This window comes from Priestia sp. VA7 (assembly GCF_055710015.1).
Genome location: NZ_JBVQPN010000001.1, coordinates 997932 through 1018989, shown reverse-complemented (window position 1 = coordinate 1018989; position 21058 = coordinate 997932). Strand labels below are relative to the sequence as shown.

The 21058-nt window shown below is 39.8% G+C and carries 23 protein-coding genes; 7 read left to right on the top strand and 16 right to left on the bottom strand.

Features of this window, described 5'->3' with window-relative positions; genetic code table 11:
* Positions 1-63: 63 nt before the first annotated feature.
* Positions 64-882, top strand: a complete 819-nt coding sequence (locus AC0C45_RS05290) for a squalene/phytoene synthase family protein (protein WP_472927940.1) — start codon at positions 64-66, stop codon at positions 880-882.
* A gap of 35 nt (positions 883-917) precedes the next feature.
* Here the strand turns inward: AC0C45_RS05290 and AC0C45_RS05285 are convergent, their stop codons facing one another.
* Entirely contained in the window at positions 918-2867 is a 1950-nt protein-coding gene (locus AC0C45_RS05285; protein WP_237892811.1) for an FUSC family protein, read from the bottom strand.
* Positions 2868-3023: 156 nt separating this feature from the next.
* Complete coding sequence (locus tag AC0C45_RS05280) at positions 3024-3284, bottom strand: metal-sensitive transcriptional regulator (protein ID WP_013058561.1); 261 nt, start codon at positions 3282-3284, stop codon at positions 3024-3026.
* Between the two features lie 289 nt (positions 3285-3573).
* Between AC0C45_RS05280 and AC0C45_RS05275 the strand changes: the two genes are divergently transcribed.
* Positions 3574-3948 carry a NucA/NucB deoxyribonuclease domain-containing protein gene (locus AC0C45_RS05275; RefSeq protein WP_257062535.1) on the top strand — a complete coding sequence of 125 codons (375 nt, stop codon included), beginning with the start codon at positions 3574-3576 and terminating at the stop codon, positions 3946-3948.
* A 35-nt stretch (positions 3949-3983) separates the two neighbouring features.
* Positions 3984-4391: a competence protein ComJ gene (comJ, locus tag AC0C45_RS05270; protein WP_016765176.1), complete on the top strand. Its 408-nt coding sequence runs from the start codon at positions 3984-3986 to the stop codon at positions 4389-4391.
* Here the strand turns inward: comJ and helD are convergent.
* The 3 genes from helD to AC0C45_RS05255 form a co-directional block, all read right to left on the bottom strand.
* Positions 4385-6688: an RNA polymerase recycling motor HelD gene (gene helD / locus AC0C45_RS05265; protein WP_472927939.1), complete on the bottom strand. Its 2304-nt coding sequence runs from the start codon at positions 6686-6688 to the stop codon at positions 4385-4387. The two genes, comJ and helD, sit on opposite strands and share 7 nt — an antisense overlap.
* A 244-nt stretch (positions 6689-6932) precedes the next feature.
* On the bottom strand, positions 6933-7058 hold the full coding sequence (locus tag AC0C45_RS05260; RefSeq protein WP_016765178.1) for a hypothetical protein: 126 nt from the start codon (positions 7056-7058) through the stop codon (positions 6933-6935).
* Between the two features lie 138 nt (positions 7059-7196).
* Entirely contained in the window at positions 7197-7712 is a 516-nt protein-coding gene (locus AC0C45_RS05255) for an enoyl-CoA hydratase/isomerase family protein (protein WP_016765179.1), read from the bottom strand.
* Positions 7713-7954: 242 nt separating this feature from the next.
* Between AC0C45_RS05255 and AC0C45_RS05250 the strand changes: the two genes are divergently transcribed.
* The 3 genes from AC0C45_RS05250 (at position 7955) to AC0C45_RS05240 (ending at position 9606) form a co-directional block, all read left to right on the top strand.
* On the top strand, positions 7955-8323 hold the full coding sequence (locus tag AC0C45_RS05250) for a winged helix-turn-helix transcriptional regulator (protein ID WP_016765180.1): 369 nt from the start codon (positions 7955-7957) through the stop codon (positions 8321-8323).
* A 15-nt stretch (positions 8324-8338) separates the two neighbouring features.
* The gene (locus tag AC0C45_RS05245; protein ID WP_472927938.1) at positions 8339-8938 is read left to right on the top strand and encodes a CGNR zinc finger domain-containing protein; all 600 of its coding nucleotides are present in this window, start codon (positions 8339-8341) and stop codon (positions 8936-8938) included.
* Positions 8939-9051: 113 nt separating this feature from the next.
* Positions 9052-9606: an HPP family protein gene (locus AC0C45_RS05240; RefSeq protein ID WP_034649590.1), complete on the top strand. Its 555-nt coding sequence runs from the start codon at positions 9052-9054 to the stop codon at positions 9604-9606.
* Positions 9607-9715: 109 nt separating this feature from the next.
* Here AC0C45_RS05240 and AC0C45_RS05235 read toward each other — a convergent pair whose 3' ends face one another.
* The 8 genes from AC0C45_RS05235 to AC0C45_RS05200 all read right to left on the bottom strand — a co-directional run bounded on the left by AC0C45_RS05235 (position 9716) and on the right by AC0C45_RS05200 (position 17357).
* Positions 9716-10930, bottom strand: coding sequence for a cytochrome P450 (locus AC0C45_RS05235; RefSeq protein ID WP_034649587.1), 1215 nt, complete (start codon positions 10928-10930; stop codon positions 9716-9718).
* Between the two features lie 169 nt (positions 10931-11099).
* On the bottom strand, positions 11100-11495 hold the full coding sequence (locus tag AC0C45_RS05230) for a DoxX family protein (protein WP_472927937.1): 396 nt from the start codon (positions 11493-11495) through the stop codon (positions 11100-11102).
* Positions 11496-11650: 155 nt separating this feature from the next.
* On the bottom strand, positions 11651-13072 hold the full coding sequence (locus tag AC0C45_RS05225; protein WP_415762388.1) for a glycosyltransferase family 2 protein: 1422 nt from the start codon (positions 13070-13072) through the stop codon (positions 11651-11653).
* A 44-nt stretch (positions 13073-13116) separates the two neighbouring features.
* On the bottom strand, positions 13117-14340 hold the full coding sequence (locus AC0C45_RS05220) for a nucleotide sugar dehydrogenase (protein ID WP_047930662.1): 1224 nt from the start codon (positions 14338-14340) through the stop codon (positions 13117-13119).
* Entirely contained in the window at positions 14333-15859 is a 1527-nt protein-coding gene (locus AC0C45_RS05215) for a glycosyltransferase family 2 protein (RefSeq protein WP_280168661.1), read from the bottom strand. Before AC0C45_RS05215 ends, AC0C45_RS05220 begins: the two co-directional genes overlap by 8 nt.
* Positions 15860-15861: 2 nt before the next feature.
* On the bottom strand, positions 15862-16062 hold the full coding sequence (locus tag AC0C45_RS05210; RefSeq protein WP_013084559.1) for a hypothetical protein: 201 nt from the start codon (positions 16060-16062) through the stop codon (positions 15862-15864).
* A gap of 18 nt (positions 16063-16080) precedes the next feature.
* Positions 16081-16428 carry a DUF2642 domain-containing protein gene (locus AC0C45_RS05205; protein ID WP_034649577.1) on the bottom strand — a complete coding sequence of 116 codons (348 nt, stop codon included), beginning with the start codon at positions 16426-16428 and terminating at the stop codon, positions 16081-16083.
* 254 nt (positions 16429-16682) lie between these two features.
* On the bottom strand, positions 16683-17357 hold the full coding sequence (locus AC0C45_RS05200; RefSeq protein WP_472927936.1) for a C40 family peptidase: 675 nt from the start codon (positions 17355-17357) through the stop codon (positions 16683-16685).
* A gap of 185 nt (positions 17358-17542) precedes the next feature.
* Between AC0C45_RS05200 and AC0C45_RS05195 the strand changes: the two genes are divergently transcribed.
* Positions 17543-18832 carry a globin-coupled sensor protein gene (locus AC0C45_RS05195; protein WP_171776720.1) on the top strand — a complete coding sequence of 430 codons (1290 nt, stop codon included), beginning with the start codon at positions 17543-17545 and terminating at the stop codon, positions 18830-18832.
* Positions 18833-18872: 40 nt separating this feature from the next.
* Here AC0C45_RS05195 and AC0C45_RS05190 read toward each other — a convergent pair whose 3' ends face one another.
* The 3 genes from AC0C45_RS05190 to AC0C45_RS05180 all read right to left on the bottom strand — a co-directional run bounded on the left by AC0C45_RS05190 (position 18873) and on the right by AC0C45_RS05180 (position 20974).
* On the bottom strand, positions 18873-19406 hold the full coding sequence (locus AC0C45_RS05190; RefSeq protein ID WP_171776719.1) for an HTH-type transcriptional regulator Hpr: 534 nt from the start codon (positions 19404-19406) through the stop codon (positions 18873-18875).
* A 207-nt stretch (positions 19407-19613) separates the two neighbouring features.
* Entirely contained in the window at positions 19614-20477 is an 864-nt protein-coding gene (gene rsiV, locus AC0C45_RS05185; RefSeq protein WP_034649569.1) for an anti-sigma-V factor RsiV, read from the bottom strand.
* Positions 20474-20974 (bottom strand): RNA polymerase sigma factor, encoded by a 501-nt coding sequence (locus AC0C45_RS05180; protein ID WP_047930827.1) that lies wholly within the window; start codon positions 20972-20974, stop codon positions 20474-20476. Before AC0C45_RS05180 ends, rsiV begins: the two co-directional genes overlap by 4 nt.
* Positions 20975-21058: the final 84 nt, after the last annotated feature.

The following is a 21058-nucleotide window of genomic DNA, read 5'->3' as shown; positions in this document are numbered from 1 at the left end:
GTATATAAGATGAAAACTTAAACTAATTTGACATGTGGATATGTAAAAAGGAGCTAGTTATCAATGAGTGTACCCAACAAATTACGCGACAACGCAATGGTGATGTTAAAAGAGACAAGCCGAACATTTTTTATTCCAATTAGCCACTTGCCGGCAGAATTGCAGGATGCAGTAGGATCTGCTTACTTATGTATGAGGGCAATTGATGAAATTGAAGATCACCCTGAGCTAGAAGCCGGTGTAAAAAGCCGCTTGCTTTACGCCATTAGTGACCTGTTAAAAAAGTCTTTTAACGAAGACGAGTACATGGCATTAGTAGGTCCTTATCAAGCTGATTTACCTGACGTAACGCTTCAGCTCGGCAACTGGATTGCGCTTTGTCCGACTGGAGTTGCAGATCAAGTATTAGATGCAACTTCTATTATGGCCAAAGGAATGGCCGATTGGGTAGAAAAAGGCTGGCATATTCAAAATGAAGCGGATTTAGATGACTATACGTTCTACGTAGCTGGTCTAGTAGGTGTGATGCTTAATGACATTTGGAAATGGTATGACGGCACGGAAACAGATAAAGAATTAGCTATTGCGTTTGGACGCGGCTTGCAGTCTGTTAATATCCTGCGTAATACCTCGGAAGATTCAGAGCGCGGAGTCAGCTTCTTTCCTAACAATTGGAGCAGAGAAGATATGTTTGCCTACGCTCGCCGCAATCTTTCACTAGGAAAGAAATATTTAGAAGATGTCAAATCGCTTCCAATCCTTCATTTCTGTAAAATTCCGTTAGCGCTTGCTGATGGAACATTAAACGCCTTGATGAAAGGAAAAGAAAAAATGACGCGTGACGATGTAAATAAAACGGTAAATGAAGTTGTGGATATGTAAAAACAAAAGCACGGAGCCCCTGGGTTCCGTGCTTTTTATATTTCCACCTGCAGACTTTCATATAAAGCGACTATTTCCCCTTGAATAATAGGATAGTGTTTCAGGGTCGGAACACTTGAAAGCTTTGGCGCTCGTTTTTGCTCAGCTGCTGCAGCTAGCTGAGCAAATGTTTCCTGAAGCTCTCGTTTCTCCGTTTCTGACAGCTCATATCCTTCAAACGACGCAAGAAGCATATAACCTAACTGCTGTGTAGCGACAACTGCAGGCCACAACCCTTCTAGTTTGACGGCCGTTTTAGAATATTCTCCAATCACATTATCGTACAGCGCCCGAAGATTAACGAGTTCTCCTTGAAGCTTATTTCTTTCTCGTTTAATTCTTTCTTCATCTTGTTCGGTGCTTAGCATTTCTAAAAACTGTCCTTCTTTTCGTATCACATCTCCCAGCAAATATGGCAAACGAAGTGAAGAAGCTCGTTTAAAAATTAATACCGTGCCTACTACTCCAATAACAGAACCAATGACAATATCAATCACTCGAGCAGACGTAAAGTAGCTAATCGCTTTATCCGGATGACCGCTTTCAGCAATTAAAAGAGCATTTGGTGTGATAAAGAGCGTGCCGAGCGCGTAGTTTTTGACAATTACAATTTCAATCGTTGACTGAAGCACGAAGACAATGAGCGCAATGACGATTCCCGTTGGTTCAAGCATCAAAATTCCGGTTCCAATTAAAATACCTAAAATAGTTCCGACAGAGCGCTGAATACCTCGCTGAACCGTTGCACGAACGGTTGCTCCAAGCATTACTCCCGCGCACGTAAGCGGAATCCAGTAAGACCTTGGAATATTTGTCGTATAGGCAACGGCTGCGGCGATGATCATAATAATTCCGTAGCGCAAAGCATTTTTAAGCACATACGAACGTTTGTGAAAAGCAGCTTTTAACCGTGTTTTTACGCTGCCTTGTGAAAATTGAATATACTCTGTTTCTTTTAATTCTTTCATTTGAAGAACGTCATTTACATCCAATAGCAATGTACGTAGCTCTTCTTTGATGGACAGCTCTTCAATTTCTTCTCGAACGTCTCGAATTTTTTTATGTTTTTTTAACGTGGCCATTTCGGATGCGAACGTTTCAATCACCGCCTGTGCTTTTTTAGAAACAGCTGGATTAAAATCGTTCGCAGCGGCCATCACAAAGATAAATAGCCCTTCGGCTTTTTGATTTAATAAAAACAGACGATGCGCAAACGATGATTTTTTTCGATTAATTTTCGCTTGTTTCATCGCTGTTTCCGCTGCTCGAAGCTCGACAACCGTTTTATGCTGCTCGGCGTGAAACGATTCCGTACCAAGAGACCCGACAAATGAAGCTAGCTGCCTATACGCTTTCGCCACAGCGGCAGTTTCAGGTCCGCGCGGGTTAATAAGCCAGCCGCTCATGCTAATACACCAAGATAGTGTCCCTCCTAAAAAAACGAGTCCTGCGTGCAAAAAAACAGCCTGCAAATTCGGCGCTGGAATGCTCGTGCTCACAGCAAATGAAAGGACAAAAAACATGGCAGAAGGTCCTGGAATTTTTAATGCTCCGAAAACATAAACCGATACAGCTCCAATAACACCAAATAAAATAGTTTTCATCCAAGCTACGTCAGCAAATAACGAGCCGAGTGTAAAGCACAGTGTAACGCCAAGCAAAGCTAAAAATAACTTAACGCCACGCTGCGCATAAGGCTCATCTTTTGTATACAAATATGTAAAGCCGCCAATGCTTGCAATGAGTCCGTACTGCAAATGATCAAACAAAATCCCTATCAAAATCGGCAGGCTTGAAGACAAGCCTGAGCTGATTCCTCTTACCCACGGAGAAGAAGCGTGGTTAAAGCGAAAAGCGGCTTTGATTCCCGGCGCTTTTGGAGAAGCCTCAATTTTATGATGAATTTCTGTATGATTATATGCTGGTGACTTTTTGTCATCACTCACCTTGACCTCCTCCTTTCTCTCCATATATCTTTCCTGTTCTTAAAACGAGATAAACCTAAAAAACCGCTGTTCCTATCCGTATTGTGTTTAGGAACAGCGGTTTTTATCCTTATGAGCAGCGTACAATAAAAGCAAAAAGCAGATGAAACGAATGTCTCATCTGCTTTTTACTAACAGCTCTACTGCTTCTTTTACTAAGTTTTCGGTATTCTCGCCTTTTTCAATACTTTCTCTTACACATTGTTCAAGATTGGTGCTGACAATAACACCCATCGTGCGATCAATTGCGCTTCTGGCTGCTGAGAGCTGTGTCACAATGTCACGGCAGTCTTTTCCTTGTTCCATCATATTTAAAACACCTTTTAACTGACCTTCAATACGTTTCAAACGATTTTTAACTTGCTTATCATATTCCATCATACTACTACCTCCGCTCATGCATGATTGCGCTTCTTGCTTTTAAGCTGTACGCAAGAAGTAAATGTATACACAACTTTATACCTATTAGGGTATGATGTCAAGTAAAGGAAGTTTAACATAAATGTTAATACTTGTTTACACCGTATTTATTGTCTTGTAATCTAAACTTAGCAATCTGAGAGTATAGTTAAGCTGTAAAAACGACTTACACTGGAGGTTTGAGATGGCTACATACGGGAAAAAATTAATAGCAAGTCTATTCATCATGGCATGTATTTTAGGGTTTATGGGACATGCAGCTTTTTTAGCTCCTGAAAAAACGGAAGCTGAAGTAAATTATGATGCGACACTTTATTTTCCGTTAGACCGATATCCTGAAACGGGTGATCATATTCGTGACGCGATTGCCGCTGGGCACTCTTCCGTTTGCACAATTGATCGCGACGGTGCTGAAGCGAACCGAGAAGAATCCCTGAAAGGATATCCGACAAAAACAGGTTATGACCGTGATGAATGGCCAATGGCTATGTGCGAAGAAGGCGGAGCAGGAGCTGACATTCGCTATATTTCACCTTCTGATAACCGTGGAGCCGGCTCATGGGTTGGAAATCAGTTAGAACAGTATCCAGATGGTACAAGCGTACAATTTATCGTTCAATAATAGCAGAACAAGCTTTACTTTGAAGAGGTGAAATCATGAAAACAAAATGGAAAGAACAAGAGCTAACCATGTCTTATCATCAGTTTACGCTGTTTCAAAAAGGACAGCCAAAGCCCCATCACGACTGGAGCGATGAAGATATTCAAAAAGGATATGTCGCAGACGATAAAGCTATTTCATTTGAAGCCGTATCAAACACAAGAGCCATTATTGAAGTATGGGTAAACGAAACTCCAGACGCATCAAAAGCTGAAAAGACCACTCGCCTTCCTTTTCACGTCGAAAGCGATGGGATCGAAATCAAAAGCGTCCTATCTGAAACCTTAAGCTATGACATTCCAAACGGGTATTATTACGTCACATGCCTGACTATTCCTCTTCAAGAAAAAACAAACTCAGGCCTTTATTTAGTGAAGTATTTGCTGCATTTTGAAGGTCAATAAGTTTCTTTATCTGATATAAACGGGCTGATTTCACCAAGTGAGAACAAGTGCAGCTCATGCATCGCTCTTGTGCATGCTGTATAAAATAAATTTCGCTCATATTCATCCTGGTAACATTCACTCGATGCATTGTAAATGATGACGGCATCAAATTCAATTCCTTTTGCTAAGTAAGCTGGCAGAACAAGCATGCCTTTTTCAAATGAACTTGTTTCTTTTGTCAGCAGCCTTGCAGACATCGCTTCAGGCAGTGCTTGGAATGCCTGAAGACTTTCCTCAGCTGTTTTGGCAATAATGGCAATCGTTTTATAGTTTTGCTGCTTCAATTCATTAATTTTGTGTATGATTGCCTCATGAAGGTCTTGGACGTTATGTGCAGCCGTAACGGTTGGCTTCGCACCGTCTCGATTAAACGGCTCGATTAAATGACCATTTGCCACCATATCTCTTGAAAACTCGACAATTTGACGTGTTGATCGGTAGCTTCTCGTAAGAGTCAGCGTTTCTGCTTCTTTCTCTTCGTACAGTTCGCTTGAAAGAATGGTCGGTGCGTTCAAGGCATGCGCATAGATCGCTTGATTCAAGTCTCCAAGCAGCGTCATTCTGGCATGCGGAAACAGCTCTTTTAAAAATGCCAGCTGAAACGGTGAATAGTCTTGTGCTTCATCAATAAACAAATAGCGAATGACAGGATTGGCTTTGCGTCCTTCAAGTTGATCTTTTATATATAAGTAAGGCGTTACGTCTTCATAAGACAGCTTCATGTTCATGACACTTTGCACCGTGTTTTTAGCAGTGTCTTCCCATCCCTCTACATGTAGAAAAAGGTGACTCCTTTCAAACAGCTGCATATAGATACGTCGAATGTCGATAAATTTAAGCTGCTTGATCGCCTGCTTAATAAATTTCATTTTCTTAGCTACAACGGCTTTGGCTAAATACGCTTGTTCCCGGTCGAAATCATCAAATGAGCTTTCCGTATAGCCTTCCTTTTTCTGCAGATGCTGATAGGCCTCTACATAATCTTCTTTTTCTAAGAGCTGAATTTCTTCTTGAACCCAATCTTTTTTGCGCTCAAGTTTTTCAAGCTGATTAATGAGCTTAAGCGCCCACTCAGCTACGAGCTGCATCCTGTTGGGTATGGAAATTACTGTATCAAGCGAATAGAAATAAGACAGCAAACGCCGAGCGGATAAAACAATTTCGCCGCGGAACTTAATGTTTTTAAAAATGATGTCTTTAGTAGACAGTTCTTCGATATACGCATCTACCTGCTTTTTAAATTCACGGCTTGCCTTGTAGCGAATTTCCTGCATTTTTTGCTTTTTTGCTGCGGCATCTTTTTCCGTTAGCAAATATTCGATTTGAACGAATAAGTCCTCCACTTCAAACTCGTTTCCTAACCGGCCATCGGCATATTGCTGAAACGTTGTTTGTTTCATATTGTCTTCTCCAAGCTCCGGAAGAACGGTTGAGACGTAGCTGTTAAAAAGCGGATTTGGTGAAAACAGCATCATGTTTTCTGCAGTCAGCTGCTTTCGGTGACGATAGAGAAGATAAGCCACGCGCTGAAGAGCCGCAGACGTTTTACCGCTCCCTGCTACTCCTTGAACGATCAGCACTTTATTTTTTTCATTCCGAATAATTTGGTTTTGTTCTTTTTGAATGGTCGCTACAATACTTTTCATTTGACTGCTTGCATTATGTCCGAGCACTTCTTGAAGCAGCTCGTCTCGAATAGTAATTCCTGTATCAAACATGCTTTTAATTACGCTATTTTCGATAATAAACTGACGCTTTAGCTTCATCTCGCCTTTAATCGCTTCACCTGGCGTTTCGTACTGCGCTTTTCCCGGTGAATAATCATAATAAAGACTCGAAATAGGCGCACGCCAATCATAAATTAAAAACTCTTCATCTTTTTGATCCATTAAAGAGCCCACGCCCACATAAATAGCTTCTGCTTCTTTTTCACCATTTTCTATAAAATCAAAACGCCCAAAATAAGGGGATTGCGTTAGTTTTTTTAATGTTTTTAATTGATCATACGCTTGTCTATGGGTAATTTCACGTTCAGCTAAAAGTTCTGCCTGCTGCTTAATGCTCGTAAATGTCTCAATCACGTCATCTGGCTCATCCATATTAACCGTAACATCGTCCCAAAACGTGCTTCGCAAATCGACAATTTCGCCTTTTACGTTTCCTACGCTTTTACCTATTTTTTCAGCTTTTTGGCTGATTTCTTCTACTACCCAATCAACTCGCTGCTGTTCTTCTGTTAAATTTTTGTCTTTCACTTATCCACACCCCTTACACACGTTACCCGATAACAAAACTTGTTACCGGGTAAAAGCGATCGTTGTTTATTTTTTTCAGAGTCTACATACTTCCCTACTGAGTTCGTAAATCCCTGCTATGTAACCATATTATGTCTTAATTTCCACCGTTAGTATACTGAAAAATAATGAACTCCACAACAAAAAGGGCTGAGAAAGTCTCAAGCCCCTTATCTGTATAGGTCGTTCCTCTACTTATTAGCTATTACTGTTTCCAAAAAGTTAGCAGATGAATGATGGCTGACACCACTTCTACCCCTTGAAACGCCAGTAAACCTGCTGCTGCCGCTGTAAACAATCCGACTACCGCTTCTTTAAAAATGAATGGCATTGATACCAGCTCCTTTGCTTATTTAAAATAAGTAGATTTGTTATCATTCTACTCCTTTTTTCAGAATTTTCAATACCTTTTTATCAACAAAATAAAATAAAACGCTTTCACTTTATAAAAATAAAGTGAAAGCGTTTTTTAAGCTTCCTTTTCTAATGCGTTCAGCGTAAGTGAATATTCTAATCCTTTTCCTTTTTGCACAATGTGCTGCACTTTGCCCATGTTGCACGCTTCTTGCGCACTAACGGTCATGCCGTTTGTTAACTTGAGCTGCACAGGTTCTTCCGCAATTCGTACGTCGCATGCTAAAGCTAACTCATATCCTCCGCCAAACGTAAAGTTTGTAAGAAGCGCAATCGTTTGTTTGGAGCTGCATGAAATACGCTGAAAAATCGCTCGAGCTGTTACTGCATGAATTGGCTGATAAAGCCTTCCTGTTTCTTCACGTAGGAAAGAGGCTGTTCTATGATCTCCGTTCATTTTATAGTACTCTCCCATAAATACAATAGATCCAACCGACCCATCGTGCTGCAGCTCATTCATCGTTTCTTGCAGTTCATACATGACTTCACTGTTCAAACGATTAAGCATTGACTGATTCATTCGTACAACCGCCACATGATTTCTTTTTTCTACTTTGATAAACCTTTTCATCGTTCCTCCGCCCTTTCCCCTGTTGTTATTTATAAATAAAGCGCTTTCAAAATACTTCGCTTTTTAATAGAAAAGTTATTTTCATAGTTTCATCATACAACAAACTCATAATTATTTCCATTACTTTTTTAATTTTCCGTCAATAATTCCATGAATCATTTGCATGTTTTTATCGAATAAGACGTGCTATAGTATAAACAGCACAAATGCAGCTGAACTCACTGATAAAAGGAGTAATCACTATGAAATACGACTTAACGAGATGGGAGCCTCACGGCTATTCTTGCCCTGTGGAAGCAGCCGTTGATGTAGTCGGAGGTAAATGGAAAAGCGTCATTTTGTATCAATTATCGAAGGAACGCCGGCGCTTTAATGAACTGCGCAGACTCATTCCTGGCGTGACGCAGCGAATGCTCACGCTGCAGCTTCGCGAACTCGAGCGCGACGGAATTATCCACCGCGAAGTCTATAAACAAGTTCCGCCTAAAGTAGAATATTATTTAACACCCTTTGGAGAAACGCTCATCCCTATTATCGAGCTGATGTTTAAATGGGGATATGATCATACCGATAAAATTGCTGAAGCGAGAATTCAAGCAGAAAAAGAGTAAGGAATGAGAAACGATATGAATAAAAGAAAAAAATTCTCTTTAATCTCCCCTTTTCTTTCGCTCAATTTAGTAAATACTGAAACCGTCAGTCATGGCCGTCGTCACGAGTTACTAAGTGAAGACCAAGATTTATTAGACTGGCTTCATATAATGTGTGAAGAGATCCCTTCTCTTGATAAAACAATATTGACTATGTCTCAAAGTGAATTAACAGAAGTGTTACATCTTATATATGATTTTCGATTGTGTTTAAGAAACAACTTTGAATCAATAGCAGATGGAAATTCCATTGATAATAAGTGGATATTATCTTTAGAAAGAAATATTGAAAAAGCTCCTTATGTTTTTAAAATTCATGCACAGCAATTGGTACAAATCCCAACCGGGAGCATCGTAAATAAACTCTTTTCCTTACTATCATTAGATGCTTTGCAGTTAATCAGTGAAGGCCAACTAAACAAAATAAGAAGATGTAGCAACCTTGACTGTGTATTGTTATTTATTGATACAACTGGAAGACGTAAATGGTGCTCGATGAAAATCTGCGGGAACAGGCAAAAAGCGGCGCGTTTTCAAGATAAAAAGGATAGGGGTGAAAAAAAGCTTGAATTCTAATCATGAATTCAAGCTTTTTTCACCTCGTAAAAAATAACCATTAAAATCATTATTGACAGGTTAATTTATAAAGAGTTAAAATGATTGAAAAATAAAGGAGTTTTTATATAAAGATGAATAGTTCACCTAAAGCGTCGGCAAAAGAAGACATTTCATATACGCAATCATATTTTTCTAAAATGATAACGACCGCGAGAAGCCCTTTAAAAATTGACGTAAAAGATGCAGTTACAGGCTTAGTCGGTGGAACGGTTAGTATTTTACTTCTAGCTATACTGACTCAGCTTACATCAAGCCCTTGGCTTATGGCCCCTTTTGGAGCCAGCTGTGTATTAGCATTTGGACTTTGGAACGCTCCTCTATCGCAGCCCAGAAATATTATTGGAGGGCATTTAGTAGCGACTTTGGTGGGGTTAACCATCTATCATTTATTCGGTAATAACCCTTACACTTTAGGGATAGGAGTCGGCCTAGCCATTTTCTTTATGATGCTTACAAAAACAACTCACCCACCCGCAGGAGCAGACCCCATTGTTGTGATCTTGGGCGCTTCTTCTTGGAATTATATTATCAATCCCGTTTTAATAGGATCGATTGTAATTGTAATCGTTGCCCTTCTTATAAATAACGTACGAAGTAACAGGTCGTATCCTACCTACTGGATATAAAAAATTTGCTGATAAGAATTCAAAAATTTATAAGAATAGTCGCTAGAGTGAATCTACATAAAAAAAGACTTCCCACAGGTCAGTGAAATTGACCTGTGGGAAGTCTTCTTTATACGTTTTTACGAATCAATAATTCTTTTAACCCATACACAAACGTGCTTTCAATTGGCTTTAACTCAAATGACGGGCTCCAGTCCATCTGCGGATAGCGGTCAATCAGCTCGGCCAGCATAATTTTTGCTTCTATTCGAGCAAGGGGTGCTCCTAAGCAAAAATGAATGCCTCTTCCAAATGCCATGTGCACATTTGGCTTTCGATCGATTTTAAATACATCCGGATCTTCAAAATACTCCGCGTCTCGATGCGCAGATCCCATCCATGGAACGACGTGTTCGCCCGCTTTTAGTTTCTTGCCTGCAAGAGTCACATCTTCTTTTACGATTCGGTGAAGAGCCTGAACGGGTGAACGATAGCGAAGAACTTCTTCAATCGCAGAAGGCAAAAGTTCTTTCTCTCGTTTGAGTCGTTCAAAAGAAGCTTTATCTTCCATTAAACAATAAATCGTATTTGAAATTAAATTTGTGGTTGTTTCGTTTCCAGCAATCAGTAGCAAAATAGAAAAACCGACGATCTCTTCATCCGTTAGCTGTTTCCCTTCTTCTTTTGCCTGAAGAAGCAGGGAGATAATATCATCTCCTGGACGCGTGCGTTTTTCTTCAATGATTCGATAAAAGTAAGTTTCTAGCTCATCATTTGCTTTCATTTTCTCTTGCTGGAGTTTTTCGAGCGTTTCACGTTCGTTATTAGAAGGACCGGCTACGATAATATCCGACCAATCTTTAAACTGACGCTGATCTTCTATCGGCACCCCTAAAATATCGGCAATTACCATAACCGGAAGCGGATAGGACAGATGCTCGACTATATCAATATCTTCAAGATGCTCAACTTCTTGTAATAATTCATTTGTAATACGCGCAATTTTAGGCTCCCATGCTTTCATTGCTTTAGGCGTAAAAGCTTTATTAACAAGCGCTCTCATTTCAGCATGCTTAGGCGGATCAATATTAATTAGGCTCGTTCCTAGAGCAGTTTGTCTTTGGTTTTGTGGAGGTCTTCGATCAGAAGAAAAAATATTCTTTTGTTCTAGCACTTCTTTGACCCCGTCATAGTGAAAAACATCCCATACCTGCCTTTTTTCATCCCATTGCACAGGCTCGGTGTTTCTCATCTCTTCATACCATGAAAAAGGATTAAAGCGTTCTTCTTTTGTTTGAATCGTATTCACTTGACGGACAATTCCGTTTTCTCTTTCTGTTTTCATGTTAAAACCTCCCCGTATCGTTCAAATAGAATGACTATCTAGTCATCTATGACCAAATAGTACCATATATACGAATTTCCTTAAAAATGATAGCTGTATATTTTAATAAAAATGAATCGATAGAAGGATATATTTTACAAAAAAGGGTAGGCGCATAGCGCCTACCTTTTTAAGAATAATGTTCTTCTGGTTTTTGTAATCGGTTGTCTAACGCGTACGCGCCGCTTCCTGCTAGAATCATATGAATCGAAACGACAAAAAGGGCAACCTCAAGCTCATAGCCGCCTGTAAAACCAGCACCGCTTTTCGCTGTAAAAATAGCACCGATCATCACAATCGCAAACAAGACACCGATTAAACGCGTTTGAAATCCAAGAATCATAGCGGCTCCCCCTACGAATTCAATAACCGCAACCGCATAAGCGAAAAACGCAGGAATGCCCATGCTGTGGAAAAAACCGACCGTATTATCAATACCGCTTTGGAATTTGCCAAGACCATGAATAAAAAACGTTAGCCCTAACATAAGACGAAGTAAAAACGTTCCAAGCTGATAGCTTTTCATTTCTTTTCCTCCTTTTTTACTTTTGTCTGCACATGTAACAATTTTAGTTACAACTGTGAACAAATTCAAGGGGTTAGAACAGAAAAACAAGATATCAGCAAATTTCTTTATCTCCTTTTAAACGTTTCTTTTGAAAGTAAGGCAATACTCCCTGCTCAGTCAGGCTGAAGATAAGAGAGAAAAGCAAAAATATGGTCATGAATAATGAGTTCTGCTGTAGGAGAATGGTTCTTTAATGGCAGGTGCTCAGAATATCGAAACCGATTGAATTTATTTACATCAACATGGTGAACGGCCTGCACATGAAAATCTTCTATTATCGCTTTTACTTGAGCAAAAGGCGGCATCACAAGAGATTCGGTTCCGATTTTTTGCAGGCACTCTCTGCTTATGGCATGAGGAACAGCTGTCATCGAGCTCATTAATAAATCTTTTCTTCCTACCGTTTCATTTAACACGTACTTCCACCCCTGTACAACATGCGTGAGCTTCGCTTCATCTTCACATACGTTTAAAGCTACATCAACGCCGCTCGCTACCGCTGAAGCAAACGGATACAACTCTTGAGCTGAAAGAACAAAATCCCCGTCTATAAAAAGAAGAATATCTCCCGTTGCTGCAAGGGCCCCCGCAGCTCTTCCGCAATCGTGCCCTAACCGCCCATCGTAGACGAGGGTTTTGACACCCTGTTCTTTGGCATACGCCTCCGACTGATCAGTGGAACCGTTAATCACGACAATGATTTCTAACGGCTCAAGTTTTCTTGCTTCTGCAATCACTTGTTTGATTGTTTGTTCTTCGTTGCAAACCGGAACAATAACAGACAGCTGTTTGCCTCCATAAAAAGAAGATAATTTCCCCCAGCCGTGCTCAACAACTGGAATGGGCTGCGCAAGCATATCCACTCGCCTTTTATGATTTGACGCCAGCGTATAGTATGTTTGAAGAAGCTGCTGGTAGGATTGAATTCGCTCTTTGCTGCGCAGCGGGCGATCAAATGGACGAAAGCTTCCTTTCCCCTGTGTTTCAATCGACATAGACATACTTACGCGGTACTGTGTTAAAAATGTCACAAATAACGAAAGAGGCGGCAGCTCCCAGTAGTTCTTCAACACGTTTAACAACACCCCGTAAGGCGCTTTTAAATAAGCGTTGGCTTGGTGAGGCTTCCCAATCGCATGATGCATAACCGTACTCCACATCAGCTCGCTGCGGTTAAAGGCATTCATTTTCATTTTCCCCCACTTGTTTAGCACCACATCGCTATGTTCAAATAACAGCGGCTGAACAAAACGCTCGAGCTCGGAAGCTGAAAGAATAATGTCTCCGTCTACAAACAAGACGGCATCTCCTTTGGCAGTCTTTGCCCCTTCCATTCTCGCTTCATGTGGAGACATACGCTTTTCTATTACTTTTACCGTGCACCCTTCTTCTTTCGCTATTTTTACTGAAGCATCTGTACAGCCATTTGCGACCACAATAATCTCAAGCACGTTCACTTTTTTAATTTGCTTAAGCACGTTTTTTAGCGTTTCTTCTTCATTGTAAACGGGCAGAACGACAGAAAGAGTTTTCATTGATATCCCCCCTAAAAAAAGAACCACTGAACAATTCAGCGGCTTCATTCATTTAAAATACCTCTTGTATCCACAACTTTTTTTGCGTATTTTACAATCGACCAATCGATTTGACTGTGATCGGTTAACACAAGTACAACATCGCTTTTTTTAACTTCTTCTTTTGTCAGCGGGACAGAGAAATACACTTGCTTATTTAATATAGCGGAGTCAATGTAAGGGTCATGATACGTCAGCTCATATCCTTTTGCTAAAAGACCTTCACATACCGTCAGCGCCGGCGATTCACGCATATCATTTACGTCTTTTTTATACGCCATGCCTACAACAAACACGCGTTTCTCATTTGCTGCGAGCTGCTTTTCAACACGTCTAATTACTTTATTTGGCATTTCTTCATTAATATGATGAGCAGCTTCAATAAGTTCGCTTGTTAACCCATTTTGCTTTAGTTTCCATAAAAAATAAAGCGGATCAACGGGTATGCAGTGTCCTCCAATTCCGGGACCTGGATAATACGGTGTGAACCCAAACGGCTTAGTAGATGCCGCCTGTAAGACCTCATGAAAATCAATCCCTAATTCCTCACACAGTTCATTTGTTTCATTCACCAACGAAATATTGACAAGGCGCTGAATGTTTTCAAACAGCTTGCACATTTCCGCTACTTTTGGAGAAGAAACAGGTACGACTTGCTGAAAAATACTTTCATAAAACGTCTGCACGTGATAAAGGCAGTCTTTGCTGTAGCCGCTAATCACTTTTGGAATATACTCAATGTCGTACGACTTGTTTGCTGGATCGACTCGCTCTGGAGAATAAGCTAAATAAAAATCAACTCCTGCTTGCAAATCAGACTCCTTTAAAATAGGTAAAACGACTTCTTCAAGCGTGCCTGGATAGGTAGAGCTTTCATAAATAACGGTTTGTCCTTTTACCATATATTCTTTCAAAAACGTAGATGCGCTAATAACGGGTCCTAAGTCCGGATTATGATTCTCTGTAATAGGAGTTGGCACGGTCACCACTACATAATCGCATGCTTGAAATGCGGAAATACCTTTTTTTAATTCATATGCTTGAAAGTTTTTCTCTCTTTGAATCACATCATTACGTACGTCTGGAATATAGCTTTTTCCTTGTTTTAGCGCTTCAATTTTTGGAACGTCAATATCAAGTCCAATCACGGTGTAGTTTTTCTTAGCAAACAAAAGAGCAAGCGGCAGTCCTACATACCCTAGACCAATAACGGCAACTTTTTTATTCATTCTTCAACACCTCAAACAAAAGATCATGTCTTCGTATGTCCGGAAGAAATTCGCCTCTTTCGCTAGTTTGGCTAATATAGTACGCCATGGCCTCTACATAATCTCCTAGAATTCGCTGAGTTGATGCTGCTAGACCTTTGACTTTCATATGCTCTTTTCGAATCCGGTTCGTTCGCGCCACATCTACAAAATGAACAGGATGAACCGTAAAGCCGTACATGATACTTTTTAATTGAAATAAAGGTGGAATGATAAGAGAATCATAGCCCACTTTCTCCATTACATCCCGTTTAATTACATGCGGAATCGCCGTTGTTGTATTAATCGTTAAATCAGGACGTTTACAGACAAGGTTCAGAAAATATTTCGCAGCACTTACCGAGTGAATAGGATGCACTTCGTCAAGCAGACATTCTAAATTATTAAGCGCTACATCAATGCCTTGGTCAGCTGCTTCTAAAAACCGCCGTAAATCTTCCGCGGAAATCACAATGTCTCCATCTATGAACAAGCAAATCTCACCGCTGCTGTACATCGCACCGATTGCTCGAGGTACGTTATGCCCAAGCCGCTGCTTGTAATGAAGAACAGTAGCACCCTCTTCAATTGCTCGCTTAACCGTCACTTCGTCTGCCCCGTTGGCAACCACAATGATTTCTTCCACTCCGGCTTTTTTTACTTCTTTAATAACGTTTGCAATCGTTTCTTTTTCTTCACCTACTGGAATAACAGCACTGTACTTAACGCCTGCTTTCCGCTTCACGCTTGGTGTATAAGAGGAAACAACGTCTCGATTTCGATCGCCGTCTGTTAGTCCGCCTCTTATGCCTTTTTCTTCGATAAGATGAGCTAACGCTTTAATGTGATCTCCAATAATATAATTAGTGGAAATAGGAAAAGGTGAATTGGTAGGAATTGTTTTGTGAGTAGTTCTAATCTTATTGGTATAAATAACGTCTGAAGAACACGGTGCAACGATTGACATTCCTTTTAAAAGAGCAATCGTATGAGCAAGAGGCGGGTGAGCTAAGTTCTCGTATCCAATTTTAGCTGCTGATGTTTTCTTGATAGCATGGGGAATAGCTGTTAATGCTTGAATGGATAAATCTTCACGCTGCAAGCATAAGTTCAGCATGTATTTCGCAACGGAAACCGGATGCGGACGCACCTTTCGCTTCATAGTCCATGAAAGGTTGTTCAACGCTATATCATGACCGGTTTCTATAGCCTTCGTATATTTCATCAGCTCCTCATGAGGAACCGCTATATCTCCGTCCAAAAAAAGCAAAATATCTCCTTTTGCTTTTTTAGCCCCCATGGCTCTTCCGATATTAATGCCAAGAGCTTCCTCATAATAAATGACGCGGCAGCCTGCATCCTCGGCTATTGCCTTAGTTGCGTCACTAGAGCCATTTACTACGACAATAATTTCAAACGGCTTTATTTTTTGAGCTTCTTTAAGCACAGGTAATAATGAATCTTCTTCGTTACAGGCTGGAATAATCACTGATACTTTCAAACTCACTCAACTCCGCTGAAAATTCGAACATACGTGATGGCTACTAGTGGAATGGTTACGTCCGTTGGCTCACCATATGAGCTTGATGTACGTACAACAGCCGCTGCATCCGTAACAGCAAGCAGTGTTCCATTAATAACGTCAATAGCTGTGATGATTTGCACAAATGAGCCAACATTTTCTCGTAATGTATCTTGAAACATACTTTTCTCTCCTTTCGTTTAAGCGCCTTGAATAGTAACAATGCTTGTAAATGGAAGTAATACTGTTGATGTTGGAGACTCTACTAATTCTAAATAATCATCTCCTACAAATGTCACGACACCTTCTAGTGGACCAGCCGTTGTTTCAATCACAACTTCTTTTCCGATATACTGCTCGGCAATTTCTTTAAAAGGTGATTCTTGAGATTCTTTAATAATACTTATTACGTATTCTTTGAACGTGTCAGAATAAACGACTTCTTCTACTGCTTTCTTTGTGTTTTCCTGAATAAATTCAGCAAATCGATTTGAAAACAACAGGTGTTTTATCTTTTCTATATAGCGACGGTAACAACAAAAAAACATAAAGTTTGTTCCTCCTTTTTATACTGTTATCCCTTCAAATTACCTACAACAATTGACGCAACCTGAGAGATTACTTTATCAATATATACAAGCTTTATCAGAAAGGTGACAGAACTTTTATTATATTTCCATGCAAATACGCACATGACTAGCCCGTTTTGCATATGATTACTTCCTACTTGCTCCTACCTACTGAAACCTAAACAAAAAAAAGACAAAGCTCCTAAGCTTTGTCTTATCTATTAAATGAAGAATCAGTTGGCTGCAATACGCTTTGCTCCTATATAGCGCTCTTTCCAATAGCTTGAATTTTTATCGCTAATTGTCACGCCTTTAGAAGACGATGCGTTAATAAATTTTCCGTCTCCAAGATAAATGCCTGCATGAGAAGGGCCTTCTTTGTACGTTTCAAAGAACACAAGATATCCTACCTGCGGTTCACTTACATTTTCACCTGATTTATAGATATCTTCAACCGTTCTGGGAATATCAACGCCTACGCTTTCTTTATATACATACTGAAGATATCCGCTGCAGTCAAATCCTGAAGGTGTAGTGCCGCCCCATTTGTACGGCGTGCCCATTAAGGATTTTGCTTTGCTGATTACTTTATCCGTATTCACTTCTGATTCGCCTTCTACAACGCCGCCTTTACCTAATGCATTGTATGTATTCTCTCCAACAACTCCATCTGCTTCTAGGTTATGTTTCTCTTGAAAAGCCATAACCGCTTTTTTTGTTTCATAATTAAAATAACGCGATACTTCGCCTTTTAAAAATCCTTTGTCTTTTAACACCGTTTTAACTTGTTCAACATCATCATTTGTCATCCCCTGTTTTAAAACCGTGTCGCCAAACGCAGCATGTCCCATTGCCGGACTTGCAAATAAAGCTCCTCCTACAAGAAGCGCCGATAGCATTTTTTTCATTTCGTTTCCTCCCCGAATCATGTTTTAAGCACCGTACAACCATACCATCTGCGGATAACAATTCAATTAATAGAAGATAACAATTTGATAACAATCTTCTTAAACACCCTCAACTCTTGGATGTAAAACGCCGAAATATAAGAAGAAGAGAAAAACAACTATTCTAGCAAATAAAGGTGGTAAACATGAATTGGTTTAAACGAAACAAAGCGCACGCCGAAGCAGCCGCTGTCGAATCCATCACTGTAAAGCTTCATGTATCGGACCCGATGATAAAAAAGCAGATTAACATGATTTCCTTAACAGCAGAGGATCTCGAACGGATTGCCGGATTTCAAGTTCACGCGCTAAATGCCATCGAAGAGATCGTGAACGATTTTTACAAAGCTATTGGCGAACAGGCCCATTTGGTTGCGATTATCGAAAAGCACAGCAGCGTCCATGCATTAAAACAAACGTTAAAACGGCATATTTTAGAAATGTTTGATGGACAAATAGACGATGCTTTTGTGGTAAAACGTCAAAAAATTTCCAAGATGCACGTTAAAATTGGACTTGAGCCAAACTGGTATTTGTGCGCATTTCAAAATTTATTTACGTCGCTTCTTTCAGTATGTGAACGTAGGATGGAATCAAAAGAAGAATGTCTGGCTTTTATTGCAAGTATGACAAAGCTTATTAGTCTAGAACAGCAAATTGTGTTAAAAGCCTATGAGCTTGAATATGACGAGCAGCGGGCTGGACTTCAGACTCAAAAAGAGAAAATTCAGCTAGAAATCTCTCGTACATCATCTATCCTTTCTTTGCTATCTGAAGAAACGAAGACATTTATGAATCAAATGCACAACCAGTCCTCTGACGTCGTATCTTATGCAAACAAAAGCTCTGAACTAGCAGAAGTCATTGAGAAGGAATCCGTTACGAGTCAAGCAAAATTAAAAGAAGAACAAAACATGCTGGGAAGCATACAAAAAAATACGTCGCTCATTCAAAACAAAATGAAAACGCTCGAACATACATCACAGCAAATTCATCAAATCGTTTCGATTGTTACTTCTATTGCGGAGCAAACGAATTTATTAGCATTAAACGCTTCGATTGAGTCTGCTCGAGCGGGCGAGCATGGAAAAGGATTTGCAGTGGTGGCACAGGAAGTACGGAAGCTTGCAGAAGAAACGAAGAAATCTATTGCTAATATTTCCACTTTTATCGGAGACATTCAAAAACAAATCGAAAGTGTCTCGGCGCTAGGCGGAGAAGTCGCTACATTAACAAAAGATACGGCTGACAATATGAACAACATTACTTCTTTTTTCACGAACGTTCTTAGCATAACAACGGAGAACAAACAGCAAACCGTGCTAACCAAAAAAGAGCTTGAAAAAATAGCCGATGTAATGAAGCAGCTGTCTCTGCGTATTGAGAAGATGGCCCATTCCTCAGAAGAACTTGAACGGTTAACTGAAAAAAGTTGATATGCAAAAAAGCCTTCTCAGCTTGCACAAGAAGGCTTTTTTATTTTTTCAAGCTAGCAGCGGGCTCTTGAGAAGAACGCTCGATAAACTGGACAAAATCCTCTCCGTATATGCTTCGAATCAGAGCCGTCAGCTCAACAAAGTCAGGCAGCTCTCCGTAAACATCTCGCAGCGGCATCGCTCCTTGAAACAAAGGATTTTCAAGAGGATTATAATCCTCGAGCGTTTTTAAAAACATCTTTTTTCCTTCTTCTGTGAGCTGTACGTATGTATTCCGCTTATCTTTCTCATTTTTAGAAAGGGTAAGATAGCCCCGCAAGTGCAATTTTTTTGCAAAGTTAAAAGCTGTGGATAAATGCATGACGCCTAGCTTTGAAATGTCAGTCATCGATGCCATTTCCAGCTGATAAGCAATCCCCAAAATGTGATGCTCATTAATGCTCAGATCGTACGGCTTAACCCACTGTTCCCAATCCTTCTCAGTAGACTTCCAAAGAGCTTTGCTTACTTGCATCACAAGCTGGTTAAACAGCATGGCATCTTTAATCGTATCTTGATTTAACGTGCGTTTCACCTCTTCACTTCCTCTCTAGAAATGCAACCGTTCACATCATTTTCCCCTAAGACTTTATAAACAAAAAGAATGAAAATATATACAAAATATTATACATGATTGCTTATATATTTCAACTTATTTTGCATAAAAATAAATTTAAACGTTTCTTTATGTAAAAAAAAAAAAAAAAAACAGGTGTGAACGCTGAACGTTCACACCTGTTTTTTAATGAATATACCGTTTACCAACCAGAAGGTTTGAAATAACGTCCGTTGGAATTTCAAACTCAATGTTTCCCATATATCCTGGGGCGACTTTGTATTTATCAAATACAATTCTAAGCTTGTGATCTTTTGTAATGTAGAAACTTTGATTTTCAGCAATCTCTTTAAAAGGATCCATATCTTCTTCAGTCAGCCAGTAGATTTTGCCTTCTTCATGTTTCATTTGACCTTTCATTTGCTGTTTAATATTTTCACTAATGACCTTTATATAGCTTTTATCTTTGAACAAACTTGGAAGCGTAACGAGCACTTCATGTTTTTTATCAATCGTGTCGTACTGATTGATGCTCGACGTTGAAGCTCTCGATTCTTCCACATATCGATGAACCACAAGCAAATCATCGGTATCCGTCATAATATCATAGCCGCTGCTGACAGCCACGTTTCCTTTCTCTCCTTTTTGTAATGTTTTCATCTCTTTTTTAAACTGTTCATACAGCTGCTCATTTTCTTTTATATACTTTTCATTCAAGCTTGTTTGAAGACCTTTGTTTTCCAAGCCTGAAATCGATGGTGTTTTCACGTCAATACGAGAATGCTTTTCTTCTTGCTTTAGTTCATCAAATGTGATCACTTCTACTACTTTTCCAAGCACAGGAATTTTTGCCATTGCATTTGCCGCATCTGGACTCACATTCACTGTTGTGATAAAAATCATCGCTGCTGCCGCAATCGCGCTCGGCCAAATATAGGATTTCTTTTTACGTGGATGTGAAGAAAGTGCCTTTGCAACAACATCATCTAATTCCTCTGGAATAGGAATGTCATGATACTGCTTCTTTAACTTTTCTATTTTATCATTCATTGTTCTAAGTCCTCCTCCGTCATCGTAATCCGCAACAGGTTCAACCCTCTGTATAGCCTTGTCTTTACCGTATTTACATTTTCCTCAATGATTTCCGCAATTTCGTCCATTTTTAAATCTTCGAAAAACCGCAGAATAATAATGGTTTTATATTTAACCGGCAGCTGATCCATTGCTTGCTTTAAATCGATATCTTCATACTGATCTTCACGTCCGCTGCTCAAGTACTCAAGCGCTTCATCGTCCATAAGCGTTAAACGTTTATGCTTGCGCAGGAAATCGATTGCTGTTCGTACAACAATTTTATAAAGCCAGCTTTTAATCGATTGAATATCCTTGATACTGTCTATTGAAATGAGTGCTTTTTTAATCGATTCTTGCATAATATCAAGCGCATCTTCTTGATTTTTTACATAGCTGAAAGCAAGCCGGTAAAAATCCGCTTTATGCTCGGTTATGCACGCTACGAGCATCTGATGTGCATCATGTTTTTTCATCATCTTTCATACCCTTCTATTTTCTCTTGCTGAAGTACATCTATAAGGTAGACGGAATAAGTAGAAAAATAGTTTGATTTTTTT

Coding starts and splice junctions, on each gene's coding strand:
- comJ (WP_016765176.1), top strand. CDS start 3,984: ATGAAAACAAAATGGAAAGAACAAGAGCTAACCATGTCTTATCATCAG.
- AC0C45_RS05280 (WP_013058561.1), bottom strand. CDS start 3,284: ATGGAATATGATAAGCAAGTTAAAAATCGTTTGAAACGTATTGAAGGT.
- AC0C45_RS05235 (WP_034649587.1), bottom strand. CDS start 10,930: ATGAAAACAGAAAGAGAAAACGGAATTGTCCGTCAAGTGAATACGATT.
- AC0C45_RS05245 (WP_472927938.1), top strand. CDS start 8,339: ATGAATAAAAGAAAAAAATTCTCTTTAATCTCCCCTTTTCTTTCGCTC.
- AC0C45_RS05195 (WP_171776720.1), top strand. CDS start 17,543: ATGAATTGGTTTAAACGAAACAAAGCGCACGCCGAAGCAGCCGCTGTC.
- AC0C45_RS05275 (WP_257062535.1), top strand. CDS start 3,574: ATGGGACATGCAGCTTTTTTAGCTCCTGAAAAAACGGAAGCTGAAGTA.
- AC0C45_RS05290 (WP_472927940.1), top strand. CDS start 64: ATGAGTGTACCCAACAAATTACGCGACAACGCAATGGTGATGTTAAAA.
- AC0C45_RS05220 (WP_047930662.1), bottom strand. CDS start 14,340: ATGAATAAAAAAGTTGCCGTTATTGGTCTAGGGTATGTAGGACTGCCG.
- AC0C45_RS05250 (WP_016765180.1), top strand. CDS start 7,955: ATGAAATACGACTTAACGAGATGGGAGCCTCACGGCTATTCTTGCCCT.
- AC0C45_RS05205 (WP_034649577.1), bottom strand. CDS start 16,428: ATGTTTTTTTGTTGTTACCGTCGCTATATAGAAAAGATAAAACACCTG.
- AC0C45_RS05200 (WP_472927936.1), bottom strand. CDS start 17,357: ATGAAAAAAATGCTATCGGCGCTTCTTGTAGGAGGAGCTTTATTTGCA.
- AC0C45_RS05260 (WP_016765178.1), bottom strand. CDS start 7,058: ATGCCATTCATTTTTAAAGAAGCGGTAGTCGGATTGTTTACAGCGGCA.
- AC0C45_RS05210 (WP_013084559.1), bottom strand. CDS start 16,062: ATGTTTCAAGATACATTACGAGAAAATGTTGGCTCATTTGTGCAAATC.
- AC0C45_RS05225 (WP_415762388.1), bottom strand. CDS start 13,072: ATGAAAACTCTTTCTGTCGTTCTGCCCGTTTACAATGAAGAAGAAACG.
- AC0C45_RS05240 (WP_034649590.1), top strand. CDS start 9,052: ATGAATAGTTCACCTAAAGCGTCGGCAAAAGAAGACATTTCATATACG.
- AC0C45_RS05255 (WP_016765179.1), bottom strand. CDS start 7,712: ATGAAAAGGTTTATCAAAGTAGAAAAAAGAAATCATGTGGCGGTTGTA.
- AC0C45_RS05180 (WP_047930827.1), bottom strand. CDS start 20,974: ATGAAAAAACATGATGCACATCAGATGCTCGTAGCGTGCATAACCGAG.
- AC0C45_RS05230 (WP_472927937.1), bottom strand. CDS start 11,495: ATGAAAAGCTATCAGCTTGGAACGTTTTTACTTCGTCTTATGTTAGGG.
- rsiV (WP_034649569.1), bottom strand. CDS start 20,477: ATGAATGATAAAATAGAAAAGTTAAAGAAGCAGTATCATGACATTCCT.